Below are 18394 nucleotides of genomic sequence, written 5' to 3'. Positions count from 1 at the left end.
TGTACAAACATCGGCCAATTCAACATCGTTTTGGGTCGATTGGCTGTTGCACTCAGTGCTGAAATCCTGCTGTAAACCTGCTGTAATGCTGCAACATGCCATGCTCCCGCTCCGGTCCCGCCCGGCCGCGACCCGCAGTATCAGGTAGGGCGGGATGGCGCCGGCGCATCGCTCCCCGGCAACCCCTCGTATCACCCTGGAGGGAGAAGGGTTGCCGGCCGCCCCGTGTGAATCGATGCTGGCGCATGTTTCATCCCGTGGGCTGCCGCCTGTTCTGTCTCTGCGTTGCACCTGTTCCCTCGCTCTGGAACGTTATCAATCTGACTTTACCGCTGGCGGGCCGGGCCCGTGTGCAAGAGGGGGTCCGGCGCGGAGACCTTCCCGCCCTTCAGAGCGGGAAGATCGCGTACTGGATGTACCAGATGTACTGCACCACCGGTAGCCAGAAGTGATACCCCTCCCAGCAGGCCGTCGCGAACCGGAAGTCGACGACGAGTTCCCAGGCGAGCGGGAAGAGCATCAGCACCGGGACGGCGTAGGCGAGGAGGCGGGGGGAGGCGCGGCGGGCGAGGACGGCGACATAGAGCACCACTGTCCCGGCGAGGAAGAGGTAGGTGAGGGTCGTGACGAACGTGACCTGCCCGGCGAGGCTCCGGCCGGCGATGACCTGGAGGACGACGAAGATGAGCGGGAGGTCGATGACCGCGAGCCAGGAGAGGGCGCACCCGGCCGCTGGGGTGAGGAGGAAGGCGTTGTCGGGCGAAGGTCCGCGTCCTGACCCCGGCTATGGTCCTGGTGGCGGAAGCCCCATATGGTAACCGGAAATTCGCAAACTGTTTTGGGCGAACTTGTGATGACCGCCGACTTCGGGGCGGGCAGCCTCTAGATGGAAGAACACGCCTGCTTCTCCAACCCTGCGAGCGGGCGGCCGCTCACGAGTTCCTGAAGGGTGTGCCTGGTGCCATGCAAAACCTCATATGGGATCGAGTAAGACATATCTTACGAGGATCTATGGATATCGGTATCACCAGACTGAGTTCAAAGGGGCAGATTGTCATTCCGGCATTCATGCGGAGGGGGTTTCCTGAGGGTACACAACTGCTCATCGTCAGGGAGGGGGACCGCTTTATCGTAAAACCGCTTGATGAACTGGAGCCGGAGCTGAAAGAGGATATCCTCTTTGCAGAAAGGACAGAACGAGCGCTCCAGGAATTTAAAGAGGGCAAATTTGTCAAGAAGGACCATGCCGATTTTGTTCGTGATCTTGAATCATGGTGACCGTTGCCTACGGCGCGTCCTTTGAGAGGACGATCAAGAAGATCCGTGACGGCAGGATAACCGCATCCGTCATCGGGAACAGAGGGTATCTCACCGCCACGTTTATCGGTTCTCCTCCCGATCTCCTATTCATGGGGCGAGACCGGCGATGCCAGTGGGAGGAACTGTTCGGGGCAAGATCCCCCGGCATACGCTGATGAGGACCTCGAACGAGACAATCCCGGGGCCTGGCCCCGATGGAGCCTCAACCGCCTGTCTTGAACGGGAACGGATAGAGGAGGAGATACATTGGAAAAGCCAGCAGGAAGAACGGCCGGAAGAGAGCTGGAAATAGTCATCTCTCCTCTCATCAGGGAGATCCGGGATATCGTCCAGAAAGCCCGCCTGGCCGTAGCACAGAACGTCAACTCGATACAGGTCGTCACCAACTTCGAGATCGGCAGGCGGATCGTCGAACATGAGCAGCAAGGGAAGCCGAAGGCGGGGTATGGGAAACAGACCATGCAGGAGCTTTCACGCCAGCTGACCGAAGAGTTTGGGAGAGGGTTTTCCAAAAGAAATCTTGAGTATATGCGCCGATTTTACCTTGAATACCGTGAGTTGACTCCTCAGACAGTGCCCGACGGGTCCGATACGGCCGTTTCTGCCGGGCAACCAATTGCGCAAACACTGTCTGCGCAATTCACCCCCTGGGTTGCTCTCAGCTGGTCTCACTACGTCTTCCTGATGAACATCGGCCACCGGGAAGAGCGCCGGTTCTACGAGATCGAGGCTCAACAGAACCGCTGGTCGCTCTCGGAACTCAAACGGCAGTTCAACACCGGCCTGTATGAGCGGCTTGCGCTCAGCCGGGACAGGAGCGGTGTGAGAGCCCTCGCCCGCACCGGCCACGTCATTGAGAAGCCACAGGATATGCTCAAAGACCCATATGTTCTTGAATTTCTCGGCCTTGACGAGAAGGTCAGCTACAGAGAGATCGATCTCGAATCGGCCATCATCGACAAACTGGAGACGTTTCTCCTTGAGCTAGGCAAAGGGTTCCTCTTCGAAGCGCGACAGAAGCGGCTTACCTTCGATGCCGACCACTACTTCGTAGACCTCGTCTTCTACAATCGTATCCTCCGGTGTTACGTCCTGATCGACCTCAAAATTGGAAAGATTTCCCACAGCGACCTCGGCCAGATGCAAATGTATGTCAACTACTATGACAGGGAAGTCAAACTCGATGACGAAAACCCGACCGTCGGGATCATCCTGTGCAAAATCAAGAACGACGCACTGGTAGAGCTCACTCTCCCGAAAGACGCCAATGTCTACGCTTCCCGGTATCAGGTCTATCTTCCCTCAAAAGAGGAACTCAAGAAAAGACTGATCGAATGGTCGAAAGACACGCCGGAGACAGAGTGATCGCATGATGATGCTGACCGGGTTCACCAGGGTCGCACGGGGCTGAGATCGAGAGGGGGCAAAAGCCCTCTCAGTCCAGCGCGGGGACGGCGTCGGCCCAGGTCTCGACCCTGCCTTTGATCGCGTCGTCCTGGTAGGACGAGAGCCGGACGGTCTTCCGGGTGAAGGTGACGTAGTAGTCGTCACTGGACGGGTCGTGGCACTTGAGCTGAGCGTAGTAGGACTCGCGGGCGTTGTCGCGCTCGGCCACTCCGCCCATCGCGGTTGCGAAGGTCGCGTTGGCGAGGGCCTCCGCGGCGTTCGCCTCATACGCAGCGATCGAGGGGGACTGCAGGGAGACGGTCCCGACCTTCTTGCCCTCGTCGTTGAGGAAGTTCACTCATCAAGGTGTAGTGCTCGCGGTTCCGGACGATCGGGGCGATGGTCTCGCTGGCTTAGGTCGTATACCCGACGCACCCGAAGGGGTTGTCGTTGATGACGGCCTGGATGAGGTTGGTGAACGCCGTTACGGTGGCAGATCGATGTCGTCATGAGGGACGTCCACAGCGGCAGGCTCTGCTGCCGGCCCCTTGCTGCAGGCGAGGTTGAGCTCACCGGGTGAGGGAAGAGGCTGGGAGGCGGGATGGTGGCGGTGATCGTGAAGGCACTCGGCGGGGGATAACGACAATCCCTTTACCCTTTATTCTTCTCTCTCTATCTCTTCGTCGTCGTCGGGTTCGTCTTCCGTATTCTCATCCTTTGCTTTCAGAACGCGATACAGGCGGCACGATAGGCGCCACCTCTGCCTCTCCTGCAAGGAGTGCGAATTTCCGTATAACGCATAGCCCTTCTGCCGTCTGGCGACAGAATAGATAACTGCAACGATGAGAAGGAGAGCACCACAGGCTCTGAGACCGCGGAGCATTGGAGACTCTTGCCGGAGAATACCGTCGGCGTTTTTAGGGTCGGCACGGATGAGGCCGCGGTCGACACAATCCTGCCACCTCATAGTGCGGTCCCCGTAACAAGCATGTGGTTTTGCAGGACGCTCGCGACAAACGGATCGCCCTCCTCTTTCATCTGTTCCCACCGGTAGTAGGGGACGATCGTCAACTGCACTTCTCGATCACTTTCCGCCTCCAGTGCCGGCACCCGGCCGTGATCGACCTGGCTCTCATCGCCGATGATCAGGATGTCGACGTCGCTCTGCTCATCATAGGTCCCCGCCGCAGTGCTCCCGTAGACCGCGACCGCGATGCTTTCGGGCGCGAGGTCCTCGATGCCGGCCCGGACGAGGAGGAGGGCCATGCAGGCCCGCTTCAACTCCCGGACAGCAAAGGAGTCGTTGTCGAGGGAGAGGAGCCTTGCGGTGCCGAGGCGCGTGGCGGTGATCAGACCGTCGCGCTCGAAGGCGTCGGCATACGATTTGACGCTTCCCGGGCTGACTCCGATCTCCCGGGCGAGTTTATTGATGTGGATCTCGCCGGTTGGGTGGGTGAGGAACCAGGCGAGGATCCGGAACCCGACGAACGTCTCGAACTCGCGGAGCATACAATATATTGAATGATTGTTCAATATACTAATGTATTGTGGAACACGCGATCATACAGAAATGTGGGGCGGTGACTGAGTCCCGGGCATTGCATCGCATCTTTTGTTCCTGATGGCCTCTCCTCCAAACAGATCATAAGACGCTTTACATGTTCGGTTACACGTTCGGTTACATATTTCTCAGCTTCCCCTATGGCTTCGGGTTTAATCCTGAGTGAGCTATCCTCCGTGAGAAAAGTAGTAAACCGAACTTTCATCCCGATCTCTTCGAGCACAGGCTCAGGCAGGTTCTGCTTCTCTCGTCCAGAATACGGCGAAACCCGCTACCCCATTGCTCGATCAAGCCCAGTTCACGAAACACACGGGCGATGAGTCCTGGGTGTTTTCTCCCGGGCGCTTGCTTATTCCGGTGGAGGGGCCTCGATTGTCCGGGTCCCGGTACGGGTTCGAGGGCATGAGCATCAGAGGTATCTCACAGGTTATCGTAGGCATTCTTTCGATGATCGAGATCGACTGCCATAATAACGAGTTGTTGGTGCTCGAACGCCAGGATCACCCGGTACACCCCTACCCGCAGGGAGAATAGCGGTGAGTTCGTCAGGCGCTTCACCTGCAGGTGTGGAGATTCCTCTTCAGCCAGCAGTTCAAGCGCCCCGATCATCCGGGCGGCAGTCTCCTTTGGGAGGCGCTTTAATTTATGCCGGGCTCTTTTCGAGTAAATGAGCGAGTATCTCACTCGATCCCCAGATCCCGCTTCAATTCTTCGTGTGTCACAAACTCGCCCCGCCTGATCTCATCAAGCGACGCCTGGATGTCGGCGATCGTCTCAGGGCTCAGGGGCTCGGGGTCCTCGCTCTGGTCCAGCAGCCGGCGGACTATGGTCCGGTATGGCTCTCTGGGGTAGCGGCGCAGGCTCTCCAGCCGGTCCCGGTCGGATCTGGTGATCTCGATCGTGGTTGTGTCCTCGGGCATAACGAGTTATGGGTCATTATATAATATAAAAGCGTGGCTATGGGGGAGTGGGGGGTCACGCTCCTCAGGTCCCGTTTCAGCGCCTCGTGCGTCACAGCCCCGCCGGATATCGTCGAGCGATGCCTGGATGCTGGTGAGTGCCCCCGGACTCCGGAGTTCGGGGTCGCCGCTCTGGTCCAGCAGTCGGCGAACGATAGCCGGTAGGGCTCATTCGGGTAACGGCAGAGTTCACCCAGACGGTTCCGGTCGGATTTGAGGATATTGATGGTAATTGGGGTCGTCTTGTCGGGCATACCGGATGATATGCCGCCGCCGAACCGCATACCCATCCACACCCCTGGTAACCATTATGCCGGGAGGCTGCCGCCGGGCGCCCTTCGAGGAGGCGGGGTGAGGCCACCGCCTCGTTCTTCGCCCTCCCGGCTGGCCCTCAGAGCGGGAAGATCGCGTACTGGATGTACCAGATATACTCCACTACAGGTATCCAGAAGTGGTAGCCTTCCCAGCAACTCGTGGCGAACCGGAAGTCGACGACGAGTTCCCAGGCGAGGGGGAAGAGCATTAGCACCGGGACGGCGTAGGCAAGGAGGCGGGGGGAGGTCCGGCGGGCGAGGACGGCGACATACAGCACCGCAGCACCGGACAGGAAAATAACGGTAGATACTACGGACCACAGCACTTCCAGAGGTTCGTGATCGGGAGCCCCCGTTGCAGGCAGACCTTCAGGATCTGCCTTTTGGTGACCTGAACTTCTGTTTTGTTCCGCATTTCAACCGTCCAGTCTGGAAACAATCGTAAAGAGTTTAATTGTTGAAACACCAGTATTTTTACAGAATTCGTATCTTCGGCAGCCCACGGCTGTTTTCTGAGGTGATAATTATACCAGAGATCATGCCCTCCCCCAGGGGAGTTAATATCTACATCGACGAATCCGGGGATCTTGGATTTACTGGAGAGCTCTCTCCCTACTTTATCATCGCAGCAATAATCGCACAGGGCCCGGAACAGGTTCAAAAATGTAGGACCTGTATGAAACGAACCATGAGAAAACTCCCAAAGAAGTACAAAAATATTGCAGAACTCAAATATCACAATACAGATGATACGTACAGGAGGCGTATTTTAGAGGATTTTTCAAAAACAGAGATTGAAATTGCATATGTGGTTCTCAGGAAAGAACAGGTTTACGATAATCTAAGGAATAACCGTCAGATACTGTATAATTATCTCACAGGCTCGCTTGTTGCAAATATAATCTCGAAGTACGGATTTTCCCATGAAATTAATGTGATCATAGATAAGTCTCTTGATGGAGTGAGCCGGGCAGAGTTCGACAAATACCTTATATATCGCTCTCTGGATCGAGACAATTCGTATCACACGGGAAACTATCAATTAGAAGTAACCCATGTTGATTCGAAGCAGAACCTCTGCGTACAGGCAGTTGATTTCATAGCAGGAGCAATCCATAGACATTATAGAGGACATGCGCCCATGGCAGATCACTATCACATCATCGAAGGAAATATAACGGTTGTCCTTGATTATTTCAAAGGCCGCCAAAAGTAGAAAATAGTGACCCCTTCCTTACTTTGTCCCACCCGCCTCAAGGCGGCCTCATCCTTTTCAGGAAGGATTTACTCACTACAGTGCATGGTATGTATGTATGATATATAAGCTTATCGAGGAGTTGCTTCTGTCCTTTCGGCGGGGTTTTCCAGAACGCCCCCAACGAAATGAGAGACAAACCTATTAGGGATTTTCATCCTTCACAGCGGGAAGATCGCGTACTGGATGTACCAGATATACTCCACTACAGGTATCCAGAAGTGGTAGCCTTCCCAGCAGCTCGTGGCGAACCGGAAGTCGACGATGAGTTCCCAGGCGAGGGGGAAGAGCATCAGCACCGGGACGGCGTAGGCGAGAAGGCGGGGGGAGGCGCGGCGGGCGAGGACGGCGACATAGAGCACCGCGGCCCCGGCGAGGAAGAGGTAGGTGAGGGTCGTGATGAACGTGACCTGCCCGCCGGGGTTTTGGCCGGCGATGACCTGGAGGATGACGAAGATGAGCGGGAGGTCGATGACCGCGAGCCAGAAGAGCGTTCTCAGTGCCTCTTGCGCCCCATTGGCATCCATCCCGGCGTGCTTCAGGGCATAGACTCCAATGACGAGCATGGGGAGGTAGGCCGGGGAGAGGTAGCGCATGTCGGGGATGATACCGGGGCTTGCCGACATCCCGGAGAGGGAGTTTGCGTAGGCGAGCACCACGAGGATGGCGGCGAGGGCGAAGAAGGCAAGGAGTCGTGCGTCTCTCTGATCGATCCCGGTCGATCTGCGGCGGATGAGGGCGCAGCCGATTACTCCGGCGAGGAGGAGGGCGAAGAACGAGACCGGCGAGACCTGGAAGAACGCGGCGGAGCCGGCTCGGGGTGTTTGAGGTGCGTGTCGTACCGGACGCGGCGCGGGTTGTGGTCGTGGGGAGGTTTGTCGATAACGAGCCGTGGATATTGGTTGATAGGGTGGTTTGAGAGCGGGTTCCCCGTGGTAACCCCCGGTGACTGGCGTTTTTTGATTTTTGAGTGTGGTTGTGCCGTTGCATGTGGGATTCTGCTCCATTAGCGGAATCGTTTAGGCATTTTAAATGAGGAAAAAGCCCGGTGCAGTGGACCGTGGGGGTATCGCCACGCACTGCCCCCGCCCCCAGGGGCGGGGGAGGAGGCCGGAGGCCGGGCGGGGTGGGGGGCACAGGTAGAGCCTTACGGAGTAGAGACAGAGGAGGGGGGATGCTCCCCCCTCCCCGTCAGCCCCACCCCCAATGGCGATATTCCCTCGAAAGCCGTGCACGGGTTGTGTGTGACTGAGGGATGCATGTCACACCGTTAGTGGAAACAATAGCAAGCGGATAGGGCGAACTAGAGATGTTCTCGTCAGAGGAAAAAGAAAGGAGTGTTACTCCTCCTCATCCGTCTCTTCCCCGTATTCCTCCTCTTCCCCGTATTCCTCCTCTTCCCCATCATCCTCCAATTCATCGTCGTCCTCCACCTTCATGACATACCATGCTACGGCAAGGATGAGGGGCACCCCGACCGGGACGGCAAACCCCGCCGGGCCGTGGAGGGTGGGGCTGTACTGGGCGATGCAGGAGAGGAGGTAAGCGGCGGCACCGCCGGCGGTGAGGAGGGCAAGGGGTTTTCTGAATGCCTCGTAGTAATCCTCCCGCCTGACGATGAGGTAGCTCCTATTCCCGGCGTGTATTGCCACGGTCTAGATAATTGTAGGGTTAATCTCATGGATATAGATCTCCTAGAGCAATAGATCACTCAATAGGAGAAAGATAACCTTTCGGCAGAGATCTGCTACCGGATTCCGCGCGTGAACTGGCTTGTGAAGGAAAAAGAGAGTATGTTTCGGAACATCACAGGTTGGTATCTAGAATAACCTGAGTTGTGCCGTCGTCAAAGATAGCTGCAGCAACAATGTGATCTTTACTTGTTGTGCCGTTGTCCACTAGTTTCATGGTTGCGCCGACGGTGGGTTTCACAGTGCTGTCGATGGCGGCTACTAGGTTGGTCGGGGGCTCATTGTCGTAGTAGTAAGTTACCCCATCCGAACCAATAACCGTTAAGTTCATCACAGCATTGTGATCGGGACCGCCCTGATAGGTGATAATAATGTCGTTACCAACCTGAGTTGCCGTTGCCGCAACGTTCTTCGTCGTACCGACATTCCCTGCCATTCCGAACACAAACGCCGCAATAACCGCAGCGAGGATCACCGTGATGGCGACCATCAGGATGACCCCGATGACCGGCGATACTGCTTCTTCATTCTGCTTGAAGTTCATCATACACACCTCTTGACTCCGTGCCCCGATGGGACAGGCAGTCGATAAAATAAACTGATTTTGCAAGATATATAAAGATATTGGAGTGATTCTTTCCAGAATAGTTTAATGCCCTCCGCCGCCAGCTGCATGAAAGAATCTTTCATGACATACATAATTTTCCGAAAAGAACCAACGGGCTCAAAACGCTGTTTCAAGGATAATACAAATCCATCGGCAGGCATATATAAAATAGCCCCCTCCGGCGCGCCGCCCTGGGGCGGTGGGTGGGTGCTCCGGCAGGCAGAGAAGGGCGGGGTCCGGCCGGCGCGCAGGTACAGACGCTATGGAGAGGGATGCCTGCGGGCCGCCGCCGGGGACTATAGGGCGAGGAAGGCACCGTGCCTGGCTAACCCCGCTCGCCGGCGAGGAAGGCGCCGGGTTCTCGGGTAGTGCTCCAGCATATAACTGATAATCAATCTCGGCGGATTCAACTGAAAATTTTCATTATTGGGCTTCGATAAAGCCCTGTTCCGGTTTTCGCTCTTCCTTGACGAGGTTGGTGCCGGATCCGGCCTGTCCTCGAGTTCGACCAATTCTTTCAAGCACATCCTTATGTCGTGGACCGTGGCGGCTCGCGAGGAGAGGAAGACCCCCCTCTCATCAACCCCACCCCACCCGCGCTTTCAGCGCTCCTCCCCCGCCCCTCAAGGGGCGGGGGCAGTCATGGCGATACCCTATGGAAAGCCGTGCCCCGGACCAGCATGCAAGCGGGAACACCTGGATAGGATCTCAGATGACCAGTTGTTGCGTAGGGCACTACCCCGGGTGCCCTGCGGGTACACCCACCGCTTGCCCGGCTGATCTCCGATCATGCATTGTCATCGTGGAGTTTCAAGGGGATTTTTCCGAATGCAAAACTGACGGTATTCTATGGCATCAGAGGAGTACATTGAGACGATACAAGAGATGAGATGGTAGAATGGGTCATGTGGAATACACACACACCGCAGAAAAATTCTTCAGAGAATTGAAGGGCAACAATGCAAAGTATATCAAAAAAATAATGGATAAGGTGGATTACTGCCTGGACAAACATCTTTTTGATTACGACCCGCAGTGCAACAAAAAAGCAATTAAGGGGTCGAAAACAGGTTCATGCAGGCTGCACATAGAAAGACGGTTCACTTTGATATACACTATTATTGGAGAGAAACCAGATAGATACGCAAAGATCCATGAGATTTTAACATACGAAAAGGCACACCAGATTTATGGCCAACTCTGATTAAACTCCGTATTTTGCGCGGAGCTCCTGGGACGTGTATGTTTTCTCTTTGTTGGTTCTTCGAACCATCTCATCGACCCCTTGAACGTTTACAGCCGTTTCACAGATCACCACGGTTTTTGATTTTGGCATTAATTCGCGCTCAAGGGTCTTGCTAATCGATTCCCTCCCCTTTCTGCGCGAAAGAATTTCCTGGTAAACCATATCGGATACTTCTATCGTCTGCATGGTACAATGGTCTCTGCCCTTCAAGAGGATATACTTTGTGAGGCAGGTACAAAGATCCCCATTCCGTGAAGCATTCGATCATTCCTGTGTGGTTCTGCCGGAAAACGATCCAGTAAACCCGTTCTGCGACGAATACTGACCGGGGGGTCACACCGCCCGCCATCTCCCCGCGTTGCTGGTATTCAGGGACACGACGATCGCCGGAAGAGCTCCGTGCTAGGGTTCGGTCAGTATTATCACCCTTCGAGATGATGATACTGTATCGGTGAGCGCATGAGAGTATTCACGGCCGTATTGTACAGGGAAGAAGACATTTACGTAGCTGAGTGCCCGGAGGTCGGTACCGTCAGCCAGGGCAGGACGGTAGAAAAGGCGGTGGCCAACCTCAAAGAAGCAACAGAACTGTACCTTGAAGAATTCCCGCTGGAAAGCGGACGAAGGCCGATCATTACAACATTCGAGGTGGCTGTGGGTGCCGGGGCTTAAACCGGCCTCCGGATGTGCGGCTCTCAAAGCAGACTCCCGAAGGGAAGGTTGGAACGGTTGTCCCGCTCCACAAAGAACTCAAGATCGGCACTCTTCGGGGTGTCCTGAGGCTGGCACGGATCGATCCTGAAGATTTCGCCCGGCACCTGTAGACACGATTGCAATTTTTCTTGAATGAGTCTCCTACGACGCCTACCCGCCTGCCAGAGCCATTTAACACTTTCCCCGGGCTAAAGCCCGGTAGACTCCTGGTTCGTTGACCGGGACGTGCGCCGCCCGGGTCAGTGGTATAGCGGTCCTGACTGCGAGCCGTGGCGCGGAGCAATGACGTGGATCACGCCGGGCGCTGCAGAACGATGAAGATCGGCAATGATAGGGATGCCCGGCTAACCCCGTTCACCGGAGAGGAACGTCTTGGATTCCCGGACGGTGATCCCGGAGAGGATCCCCTCATCCGGTCGCTCAGGATAGGAGTGGTGTCGGTGATAGCAGATCCCCTTCCCGGATCATACCCAAAATCCTTATACCCCTCATGAATCTATGGTTTATCATGTCCACGACGATCCAGCTTCAACCGGAGACCAAGTCCCGTCTGGACGCCTTGAAAGCTCACCCTCAGGAGAGTGACGACGAGACGCTCAACCGCATCATGGACATACTATTCGATCCGGAACCGCTCTCCGAAGAGACGCTACAGCGTATCGAAGAAGGGCTTGCAGACATGCGGGCCGGTCGCTGCCGCTCACTTGAGGAGATCGCTCAGGAACTGGGTCTGGAATGATCTGGCGAATCGAATTCACCCGCGGAGCGGAACGTGATCTGAAACATCTCCCGAAGTCTGATGGAAAACGGATCAAAGACGAATTAACCTCTCTCGCAGAAGAACCGTTTCCCCGTTTATGTCAAAAAACTGAAAGGACACCAGAGTAGCCCGCTGTATTCTCATCGTGTGGGGCCGTACCGGATCATTCTCGCCATCGAGAACGGGGTGATGACCATCACCGTGATCGAGGTCGGAGACCGGAGTAACGTCTATCGGAAGTATTGATGCGTCCCGAAAACTGCGGAGCGAATAGGTCACCCCGGAGAAAGCCTCTGCCGGGCCGTGGTAGTTCCTATCCGCTCGAACCCGCCGAACCTCGATGAATGTCGAAAAGTATATGCCCTCAGTAATTATACAAGGATGTAACCTGAACCAGAATTCACCATCAAGCAGGTTGGTGACTCCGGGTTCGATACTGTTACAGGGTTGGTCGTGTCCATGGTACGAAAAACAGTCTATTTTGAGGAGAAGTACGGGGTCAATATTGCCAGGCTTAGATCGATCGAGGAGGTGGACGCCTGCGTTGAGGAGAAGACCGGGGTGAAACTGAACGTGGTAGCCGCTTCCAGCAGCATAACGGATAGAGCTGGAAACGTTCTCAACGTGAAAAGTTACGACATCGACGGGCTTGTCGAGACGGCCCTCAGATAACCTTTCTGATCAGAATATCATGCCACCGAGAGATATCGCTGAGATCGTCTCCTTTTTTCACAATGAATTCATCCCGGCGTATTCGGATCTAACCGGTTTTATTGTCAATAAGCCTCAAGAAGTCCTAATAAGTATAGAGTACGCCTTCTCACACCTGATGCAGCATTTCAACGGAGATCTGGAGGATGAGTTAAGGGACAAAAATCTAGAAAAAGCATATCATCACCTTCAAAGGGCGACCCTGGACTGCTACAAATTACTCTGGGTCTATATGAATACAAACATAGCCAGATTGGTGGATAATCAGCACAAGCGGAAATTTTGCGTTAACATGGTAGAAGGCGATCTTCTGTCCGGATATCAGCAGTTTCGAGCAAAGGCACAGGAGGCGCGAACCATCGAAGGTAGGAATGTAGGGTTGGATGTCATGCCATCTATTGCTGCATATAAATCTGCATGCACCGAAGGCAAGAAAATCCTCATGAATATCGATGAGATCAAAGTGAACGACTTCGAAAAACTTGAAACAAAGGCCTATCGATTTATAACCGCAAAAGAGTTCATAGTGGGGTTGTTAACGGGGCTGATATCTTCTCTTGTTATTTATGCGATTCAAATTTTCATCTGAATTCCGGCAAAACTCATTACGCAAACGGCGGTTAATATGCCCGATTTCTTGCCCTGTGTGCCTTCCGCTCAAAGATCGTCTCTTACAGACCCCGCGCTTCCCGCAGGACCCTTGAGCGGATCCGTTCCCGGAGTCCCGCTTCGGTCACAACATCGACCGGACGGTCGAGCAGGAGGGAGAGGTCCATCGCAAGGCCCCCCACGTCGAGAAGACTCCGGTCGGGATCCAGATGGATCAGGATATCGATATCGCTGTCTTCCCGGGCTTCATTCCGCGCCACGGACCCGAAGACCCGAACGTTTTTTGCCCCCCCTTCGGTGCGCGAGGGTGAGGATTTCGTCCCGTCTCTGGATGAGAAGGGTATAGATGTCGGTTCCCGGGCTCATATCTCCAGTAGTAAATACATCGCCACCAGACCTATAAATCTTATCCCGGAGCACGCCCCCTACCGCACCGTTCCAGAGAAGGCAGAAGACCGGGAACGGCCATGGTTCTTCATCGTCTCCCTGTCGGGAGGTGCTGCTCCGGTGTCCTGCCTCCAGTACGAGAATCAGGAGGCGTTCATCCTCGATCGTGAGGATGACCCGGTACCGGCCCCCACCCGGATCCGGAGATAGGAGTCCTAGAAAAACCCGGCCGGGGTAGTTCCGGCCGTGAAGGTTCGATCAGTACTCATTATTGCCCTGCGTTCGCAACAACTCCATCATATGGTTTCGGCCAGGCGGCCGGTCGTCCACGAATTCGCGGCAAACGCACGAGAGACGTGCGGCGATGCAATAGAAGAGATGAGGTCATCCCAAAAAGATCTCCGAACCTTCGGTATACCCTAACCGGAGCCCATAATTCCCAGGTATCCGCCATCTGAGCCACATCCTGAGCCAGGGGGATGAAATGGCTTCCCATTGGGTATCGCCACTCGGGGGGGGGTCCGGGAGGGGGTGTCCCCCTCCCGGTAGCGGTGTTTTGGGACAACTTCGATCATACTCTTCAGTTCCGTGGCACGGGGGACGACCGGCCGGACTCCGATATTGATATCCTTGTGATTACATCCAGGGAGGACTAACGCCCTCGCGAATACCTCACGGGACTTGCTTTCGACCTGCTGATGCTCTCCGGGGAGCGGCTCTCGGTCAAGGTCATCTCCCGGGCCGATCTATGCAGGCGCACCGGCAGTACCCCTTTCATCAGGCATGTTCTTCATGACGGCGTGGTGGTTTAAGTGAACGACCAGTCTGTCATAACGGCGTTTTTTGTCAAATCGCACCAGCGCCTCGATGCAGCGCGTATCCTCTGTGATGAGGGGCATTACGAAGATTCAATCAATCGAGCCTACTATGAGATTGTATCTTGCAACCCTTGCTCTTCTGCATCGAAAAGGCGTAGAAAGACTCATGCCGGGCTGATCTCGGCGATCGGCTCGGAGTACGTCAAGACCGGTGAACTCGCTCGTGAGCACGGAAGGGCATTTAACCTGGTCGAAGAACTCCGGGAAGAGGTGGATTACACTATCTGCTGGAGCATCATGCGGGAAGAAGTGGTCTCCGTCATCGCCAGGGCAACGGATTTTGTCGTTTGTGCAGAGCGGATCTGTGCGGAAGATTATGATGTCTCAGGTGCATTATTTCCAGTTGAATGTTCCACACAGCGGATCGGGAAACACTGTTATCTGTCGCCGGAGGAGTAACCCGACCTCATATGGCGCGTATTCCACGGAGAGAGGGCTGAGATCTGTCCTGGTGGGGAGCATACTGCACGGCAGCATTTTTCTCGGCCGTCGAGATCTTATGGTTATATTTACTTATACAACTAAAAGTCACTCATGCCAGCGTGTAACCCGAGCACACACAGTCCCCAGCTCAACACGATCCAGATGGTTGAAGAGTTCATTCAGGAGCACAGTGGCGAATACAAACGGCGGGCCTTGTGGGAGAACCTGCCGAAGAAAATGATGTACCAGACGTTCAAGACGATCATCGAGTATCTTCTGGAGTCGGGGAAGATAGCAAGCGATTCGCGGGGGACCATCTGCTGGATTCACGACCCAGATATGGTCCGGAAGTATGCAATGCGCGAAGACTTGCGGTTCCGATGAAGTGTCGGATCTATTTTGCAGACGAGCAGGTGCGGGAGGCCTTCCTGGCTCTTCAGGCCTCCCAGGATCCCGAGGAACGTCGGCTAGCTGAACTGCTGGTCCGGGCTCTCGGCCGAATCGCGGCAGATGCCTTCTGCGGGATCCAGGTGCCAAAGAAGTTGATCCCGAAAGACTACCACAAGAAATACGGGCCGCTGAAGAATCTCTGGAAGTATAATCTCACCCGTTCGTGGCGGCTCATGTATACCGTAATCCGCGATGACGATGTAAGCGCGGTCATCATCGAGTGGCTGGACCACACCGGCTACGATCGCCGGTTCGGATACTGAGTGCAACCTCCCGGGCCGTCCTGGTGATTCGGGTTATAAGTGTCAAGTATGTCAACCGGGCTGCTCTTTTTTCTGTAAGGACGGGCTGCTTTCCCGGTGCCGGTGCCCTGATACGCGCCGGTAACAATCACGTCACGGTGTGCATGGTAAAAGTAAATGGTGGCTGCCCCGGATGCCGACCATTTCAAAACCGGCCGCTCGCAAGGCTTTGACTACCTTCTCGCCGGTGGTTCTCGGGAGTCTCAGACCCCCGCATGGCTCGTATTCAGGGGGACGGAAATCTCGACTGGAATGGGCTTACCGAGCTTCCTGGCCACCTCGATGTACCCCGAGATCGCCTCTTCGATCTCTGCCAGCGCCTCTTCCCAGGTAGCCCCTTCGCTGACGCACCCCGGGAGGGATGGCACCGTCACGGTGTATCCTCCATCCTCATTTTGCTCCACAAGGACCGTATAGCGGAGACGAGTATCTGACAAATCGATCCCTCCACCGGAGAATTGTCTACGGCATTATAGAGGAGTTCCGCGGATCATCATCCCCGATGCCGAATCATACGGGGCTCAAGGGCCTGACCCCGCGAGTCATCCGACCGCAGGCAAGGGCTATGATATCCAGCACCCGTTCACGATCGTCTCTCATAGAGCCCACGCCTCCCGTAAGACCCCTGAGCGGATCCGCTCCCGGAGTCCCGCTTCGGTCACCACGTCGACCTCGCGGCCGAGCAGGTCTTTCAAGTCTTGAGCGAGAGCAATGTGATCGAGGAGACTCCTCCCCGGCTCGAACTCGACGAGGAGATCGAGGTCGCTCTCCGGGGTCTCCTCGTCCCGGGCCACCGACCCGAAGACCCTGACCCTGCGGGCGCCGTGTCCGGCTGCGACTCTAAGGATCTCTTCCCGCCGCTCAAGCAGGTCGGCACACAAACTCAATCCGTCCCTCTCCTGTATCGATCTTATGGACCGGGGGATATAAGAGTTCTCCCGGGAGTTTGGTAACGACCAGAGATGCGCTGATCCGCCAGCAACGAAATGCATATCCTGCAGTGGGGCCACTACAGAATAGAGGATTGGCGTGAGCAGACTCCGGGGGATCAAAGGTCACGAGGCGGTGCGGGCCTTTGTGCGGGCAGGTGGGGTGATGCGGCAGGGAAAGGGCGATCATGTCAATGAAGTTGTCCCAAAACACCGTTACCGGGAGGGGGACATCCCCTCCCGGACCCTCCCCCGAGTGGCGATACCCAATGGGAAGCCGTTTCATCCCCCTGGCTCAGGATGTAGCTCAGATGGCGAATACCTGGGAATTAAGGGCTCCGGTTAGGGTATACCGAAGGTTCGGAGATCTTTTTGGGATGACCTCAATATAAAAATGCCCTCCGGGGCGATCATTACATTGCCCTGGTCGAAGGAGTTAAAGATCGGGCTTCTCATGGCGGCAATAAAGAAGGCCGGTTTAACTGAGAAAGAGTTTCTTGAACTACTTTAAAGTGGAGCGTTAAAATGGAGTTTACAGTTGTGATCCAGAAGGCTGAAGAAGGAGGGTTCTGGGCGGAAGTCCCGGCACTTCCTGGATGCTACTCCCAGGGAGAGACGGTCGAGGAGACGATGGAAAACATCAGAGAAGCGATCGAGGGGCACGTGGAAGCGTTGCGACAGGAGGGGCAGGGTGTTCCCCTGGAGGAAGACCTGATCATCGGCAGGGTCCGGGTCTCCAAAAGCGCGGCATGAGCAGGGCGTTCCGAAGCCTGTAGAGGTTCAGCGGCGGCCCGGCGAGGGTCTCAACAACCGCTCCCGGCACCAGCGCTACGCCTCAGAATTTCTGTATCTCTCGTAATTTATCCTATGGGAGTAAAATGGGACGGAATTTCCCCGCCCCGGTGAGCCTGGGGCAATTCGCCGGTCTTACTCCCGCCACCGCGGCAGCGTCGAGAGGTAGTAGCCCACCATCTCCTTCGCCTTCTCAAGCGGCATCCCGAGGTTCTCGGCCATCATCGGCGCGTACTGCTCGACCGCCTCCTCCCGCGTCAGACCGGGTTCCGTGAACCCCCCGTCGCGGTAACAGTAGGTGCAGTATCTCACCGAGAGCGACCCGTCCGCCTCCGTCCCGGCGTCTTCGTCGCGGGCAAGGGGCATCCCGCAGCTCTCGCAGAGGGGAATCTCCCTCCCCGCCCACCGCTTCAGGCACGAGATCTGGTCCTTCGTGAACGCCACCGCCTTCTCGGGAGGAATCGTGTACATCTGCGCCATCATCTCCCCGCCAACCTTCGCCATCTCATCGATGGTGATATCGGGCGCCGTGAACGCCCCGTCCCGGTAGCAGTAGGTGCAGTAGTCCTTCGAGAGTGCGCCGTCCGTTTCCGTCCCGAACTGCTCAACCGCGCTCATCGGCATCCCGCAGCTCTGGCATGTACGTATCCCGTCTGTCATTCTACAATCTCCTTTTAGCGATAAAATGCTGTCAATAAGCAAAACGGTTGCATAGGGGGTAAATATTCGCAAAAAAGACGCGGCGCACCCGTAAACGCTCGCGGAGCGGGCCGCCGTCTATCTCTTCCGGGGCGGGAATTGGATTGTCATCCTGCCGCCTGCGCCGTGCACGAGCACCGCGTCGCGCTGGAGCGCCCGGGCGTAGCCCTCAAGGTAGGGCTCGGCCACCCGAATATCCGCGAAGGTCTCCCGGACCGCCGTTGCCGCGCCGTCGATCACGATGGAAATGCTCCCGTCGGTATCGTCCGCAGACTCAGTACTTCGCTAATTTTCGAACCAGCATATTCTCTGCCGAACCCGGAAACCCGCACAAAAACGAAAGATTTATATCGTTTGCAGGCGTCCCCTCATGCCTTTTGCCAAAAGCAAGAAGACGACCT

General features: G+C 55.8%; 33 protein-coding genes. 16 read left to right on the top strand and 17 right to left on the bottom strand.

The features are described from left to right. Positions 1–388: 388 nt before the first annotated feature. Positions 389–592: a hypothetical protein gene (locus FKB36_RS08190; RefSeq protein ID WP_074370363.1), complete on the bottom strand. Its 204-nt coding sequence runs from the start codon at positions 590–592 to the stop codon at positions 389–391. 419 nt (positions 593–1011) lie between these two features. Here FKB36_RS08190 and FKB36_RS08185 point away from each other — a divergent pair, with 419 nt between their 5' ends. The 3 genes from FKB36_RS08185 (at position 1012) to FKB36_RS08175 (ending at position 2685) form a co-directional block, all read left to right on the top strand. After that, on the top strand, positions 1012–1278 hold the full coding sequence (locus tag FKB36_RS08185) for an AbrB/MazE/SpoVT family DNA-binding domain-containing protein (protein ID WP_074370364.1): 267 nt from the start codon (positions 1012–1014) through the stop codon (positions 1276–1278). Then, on the top strand, positions 1272–1475 hold the full coding sequence (locus tag FKB36_RS08180) for a hypothetical protein (protein WP_074370365.1): 204 nt from the start codon (positions 1272–1274) through the stop codon (positions 1473–1475). The genes FKB36_RS08185 and FKB36_RS08180 overlap by 7 nt, the downstream gene beginning before the upstream one ends. A gap of 91 nt (positions 1476–1566) precedes the next feature. Further along, positions 1567–2685 carry a PDDEXK nuclease domain-containing protein gene (locus tag FKB36_RS08175; RefSeq protein WP_218600643.1) on the top strand — a complete coding sequence of 373 codons (1119 nt, stop codon included), beginning with the start codon at positions 1567–1569 and terminating at the stop codon, positions 2683–2685. Between the two features lie 70 nt (positions 2686–2755). Here the strand turns inward: FKB36_RS08175 and FKB36_RS08170 are convergent, their stop codons facing one another. The 6 genes from FKB36_RS08170 to FKB36_RS08150 all read right to left on the bottom strand — a co-directional run bounded on the left by FKB36_RS08170 (position 2756) and on the right by FKB36_RS08150 (position 5187). Continuing rightward, complete coding sequence (locus tag FKB36_RS08170; RefSeq protein ID WP_256713007.1) at positions 2756–3064, bottom strand: hypothetical protein; 309 nt, start codon at positions 3062–3064, stop codon at positions 2756–2758. Between the two features lie 300 nt (positions 3065–3364). Next, a complete protein-coding gene (locus tag FKB36_RS08165) occupies positions 3365–3673 on the bottom strand; it encodes a hypothetical protein (protein ID WP_261597571.1) in 309 nt (102 codons plus the stop codon). Beyond that, positions 3670–4215, bottom strand: a complete 546-nt coding sequence (locus tag FKB36_RS08160; protein ID WP_261597570.1) for a nucleotidyltransferase domain-containing protein — start codon at positions 4213–4215, stop codon at positions 3670–3672. The genes FKB36_RS08165 and FKB36_RS08160 overlap by 4 nt, the downstream gene beginning before the upstream one ends. A 253-nt stretch (positions 4216–4468) precedes the next feature. Beyond that, positions 4469–4585: a hypothetical protein gene (locus FKB36_RS13420; RefSeq protein ID WP_390895705.1), complete on the bottom strand. Its 117-nt coding sequence runs from the start codon at positions 4583–4585 to the stop codon at positions 4469–4471. A gap of 102 nt (positions 4586–4687) precedes the next feature. Continuing rightward, positions 4688–4951 carry a type II toxin-antitoxin system RelE family toxin gene (locus tag FKB36_RS08155; RefSeq protein ID WP_261597569.1) on the bottom strand — a complete coding sequence of 88 codons (264 nt, stop codon included), beginning with the start codon at positions 4949–4951 and terminating at the stop codon, positions 4688–4690. Next, positions 4948–5187 (bottom strand): hypothetical protein, encoded by a 240-nt coding sequence (locus FKB36_RS08150; RefSeq protein ID WP_261597568.1) that lies wholly within the window; start codon positions 5185–5187, stop codon positions 4948–4950. The genes FKB36_RS08155 and FKB36_RS08150 overlap by 4 nt, the downstream gene beginning before the upstream one ends. Positions 5188–5220: 33 nt before the next feature. Here FKB36_RS08150 and FKB36_RS08145 point away from each other — a divergent pair, with 33 nt between their 5' ends. Next, on the top strand, positions 5221–5391 hold the full coding sequence (locus tag FKB36_RS08145; protein WP_261597567.1) for a hypothetical protein: 171 nt from the start codon (positions 5221–5223) through the stop codon (positions 5389–5391). A 226-nt stretch (positions 5392–5617) separates the two neighbouring features. Here FKB36_RS08145 and FKB36_RS08140 read toward each other — a convergent pair whose 3' ends face one another. Further along, positions 5618–5818: a hypothetical protein gene (locus FKB36_RS08140; RefSeq protein WP_261597566.1), complete on the bottom strand. Its 201-nt coding sequence runs from the start codon at positions 5816–5818 to the stop codon at positions 5618–5620. A gap of 179 nt (positions 5819–5997) precedes the next feature. On the opposite strand from FKB36_RS08140, the gene FKB36_RS08135 reads away from it, so the two are divergent. Beyond that, positions 5998–6756 carry a DUF3800 domain-containing protein gene (locus FKB36_RS08135; RefSeq protein WP_261597565.1) on the top strand — a complete coding sequence of 253 codons (759 nt, stop codon included), beginning with the start codon at positions 5998–6000 and terminating at the stop codon, positions 6754–6756. Between the two features lie 200 nt (positions 6757–6956). Here FKB36_RS08135 and FKB36_RS08130 read toward each other — a convergent pair whose 3' ends face one another. The 3 genes from FKB36_RS08130 to FKB36_RS08120 form a co-directional block, all read right to left on the bottom strand. Further along, positions 6957–7454, bottom strand: a complete 498-nt coding sequence (locus tag FKB36_RS08130) for a hypothetical protein (RefSeq protein ID WP_261597564.1) — start codon at positions 7452–7454, stop codon at positions 6957–6959. Positions 7455–8135: 681 nt separating this feature from the next. Next, positions 8136–8447 (bottom strand): hypothetical protein, encoded by a 312-nt coding sequence (locus FKB36_RS08125; protein ID WP_261597563.1) that lies wholly within the window; start codon positions 8445–8447, stop codon positions 8136–8138. Between the two features lie 154 nt (positions 8448–8601). Further along, positions 8602–9033: a type IV pilin N-terminal domain-containing protein gene (locus tag FKB36_RS08120; RefSeq protein WP_261597562.1), complete on the bottom strand. Its 432-nt coding sequence runs from the start codon at positions 9031–9033 to the stop codon at positions 8602–8604. A gap of 958 nt (positions 9034–9991) precedes the next feature. Here FKB36_RS08120 and FKB36_RS08115 point away from each other — a divergent pair. After that, positions 9992–10297: a type II toxin-antitoxin system RelE family toxin gene (locus FKB36_RS08115; RefSeq protein WP_261597561.1), complete on the top strand. Its 306-nt coding sequence runs from the start codon at positions 9992–9994 to the stop codon at positions 10295–10297. On the opposite strand, the gene FKB36_RS08110 is transcribed toward FKB36_RS08115, so the two are convergent. Then, positions 10298–10525, bottom strand: coding sequence for a hypothetical protein (locus tag FKB36_RS08110; protein WP_261597560.1), 228 nt, complete (start codon positions 10523–10525; stop codon positions 10298–10300). Positions 10526–10798: 273 nt separating this feature from the next. Between FKB36_RS08110 and FKB36_RS08105 the strand changes: the two genes are divergently transcribed. From FKB36_RS08105 to FKB36_RS08085, 5 genes are all read left to right on the top strand, one after another. Then, the gene (locus FKB36_RS08105) at positions 10799–11011 is read left to right on the top strand and encodes a type II toxin-antitoxin system HicB family antitoxin (RefSeq protein ID WP_261597559.1); all 213 of its coding nucleotides are present in this window, start codon (positions 10799–10801) and stop codon (positions 11009–11011) included. 550 nt (positions 11012–11561) lie between these two features. Next, a complete protein-coding gene (locus tag FKB36_RS08100; protein ID WP_261597558.1) occupies positions 11562–11792 on the top strand; it encodes a DUF7557 family protein in 231 nt (76 codons plus the stop codon). Between the two features lie 168 nt (positions 11793–11960). Further along, the gene (locus tag FKB36_RS13415; protein WP_390895701.1) at positions 11961–12059 is read left to right on the top strand and encodes a type II toxin-antitoxin system RelE family toxin; all 99 of its coding nucleotides are present in this window, start codon (positions 11961–11963) and stop codon (positions 12057–12059) included. Between the two features lie 213 nt (positions 12060–12272). Further along, positions 12273–12485, top strand: coding sequence for a hypothetical protein (locus tag FKB36_RS08090; RefSeq protein ID WP_261597557.1), 213 nt, complete (start codon positions 12273–12275; stop codon positions 12483–12485). Between the two features lie 19 nt (positions 12486–12504). Further along, complete coding sequence (locus FKB36_RS08085) at positions 12505–13113, top strand: hypothetical protein (RefSeq protein WP_261597556.1); 609 nt, start codon at positions 12505–12507, stop codon at positions 13111–13113. A gap of 82 nt (positions 13114–13195) precedes the next feature. On the opposite strand, the gene FKB36_RS08080 is transcribed toward FKB36_RS08085, so the two are convergent. After that, on the bottom strand, positions 13196–13393 hold the full coding sequence (locus tag FKB36_RS08080) for a nucleotidyltransferase family protein (RefSeq protein WP_315901829.1): 198 nt from the start codon (positions 13391–13393) through the stop codon (positions 13196–13198). Positions 13394–13430: 37 nt separating this feature from the next. On the opposite strand from FKB36_RS08080, the gene FKB36_RS08075 reads away from it, so the two are divergent. The 4 genes from FKB36_RS08075 to FKB36_RS08060 all read left to right on the top strand — a co-directional run bounded on the left by FKB36_RS08075 (position 13431) and on the right by FKB36_RS08060 (position 15534). After that, positions 13431–13730, top strand: a complete 300-nt coding sequence (locus FKB36_RS08075) for a hypothetical protein (RefSeq protein WP_261597763.1) — start codon at positions 13431–13433, stop codon at positions 13728–13730. Positions 13731–14332: 602 nt separating this feature from the next. After that, entirely contained in the window at positions 14333–14797 is a 465-nt protein-coding gene (locus FKB36_RS08070; RefSeq protein ID WP_261597555.1) for a HEPN domain-containing protein, read from the top strand. 186 nt (positions 14798–14983) lie between these two features. Further along, positions 14984–15205 (top strand): hypothetical protein, encoded by a 222-nt coding sequence (locus FKB36_RS08065; protein ID WP_261597554.1) that lies wholly within the window; start codon positions 14984–14986, stop codon positions 15203–15205. Then, the gene (locus FKB36_RS08060; protein WP_261597553.1) at positions 15202–15534 is read left to right on the top strand and encodes a hypothetical protein; all 333 of its coding nucleotides are present in this window, start codon (positions 15202–15204) and stop codon (positions 15532–15534) included. Before FKB36_RS08065 ends, FKB36_RS08060 begins: the two co-directional genes overlap by 4 nt. A 242-nt stretch (positions 15535–15776) precedes the next feature. Here the strand turns inward: FKB36_RS08060 and FKB36_RS08055 are convergent, their stop codons facing one another. Next, positions 15777–15977, bottom strand: a complete 201-nt coding sequence (locus FKB36_RS08055) for a type II toxin-antitoxin system HicB family antitoxin (protein WP_261597761.1) — start codon at positions 15975–15977, stop codon at positions 15777–15779. A 192-nt stretch (positions 15978–16169) separates the two neighbouring features. Further along, complete coding sequence (locus FKB36_RS08050; protein ID WP_261597552.1) at positions 16170–16460, bottom strand: nucleotidyltransferase family protein; 291 nt, start codon at positions 16458–16460, stop codon at positions 16170–16172. A gap of 567 nt (positions 16461–17027) precedes the next feature. Here FKB36_RS08050 and FKB36_RS08045 point away from each other — a divergent pair. Then, positions 17028–17255, top strand: coding sequence for a type II toxin-antitoxin system HicB family antitoxin (locus tag FKB36_RS08045; protein ID WP_067073362.1), 228 nt, complete (start codon positions 17028–17030; stop codon positions 17253–17255). A 174-nt stretch (positions 17256–17429) separates the two neighbouring features. Here FKB36_RS08045 and FKB36_RS08040 read toward each other — a convergent pair whose 3' ends face one another. Then, positions 17430–17954: a zinc ribbon domain-containing protein gene (locus FKB36_RS08040; RefSeq protein WP_261597551.1), complete on the bottom strand. Its 525-nt coding sequence runs from the start codon at positions 17952–17954 to the stop codon at positions 17430–17432. A 117-nt stretch (positions 17955–18071) separates the two neighbouring features. Next, on the bottom strand, positions 18072–18233 hold the full coding sequence (locus tag FKB36_RS08035; protein WP_261597550.1) for a hypothetical protein: 162 nt from the start codon (positions 18231–18233) through the stop codon (positions 18072–18074). Positions 18234–18394: the final 161 nt, after the last annotated feature.

Source organism: Methanoculleus formosensis (assembly GCF_025384765.1).
GTDB lineage: Archaea > Halobacteriota > Methanomicrobia > Methanomicrobiales > Methanoculleaceae > Methanoculleus > Methanoculleus formosensis.
The sequence above is the reverse complement of the archived record's forward strand: the minus strand, read 5'-3'. Positions and strand labels throughout refer to the sequence as shown.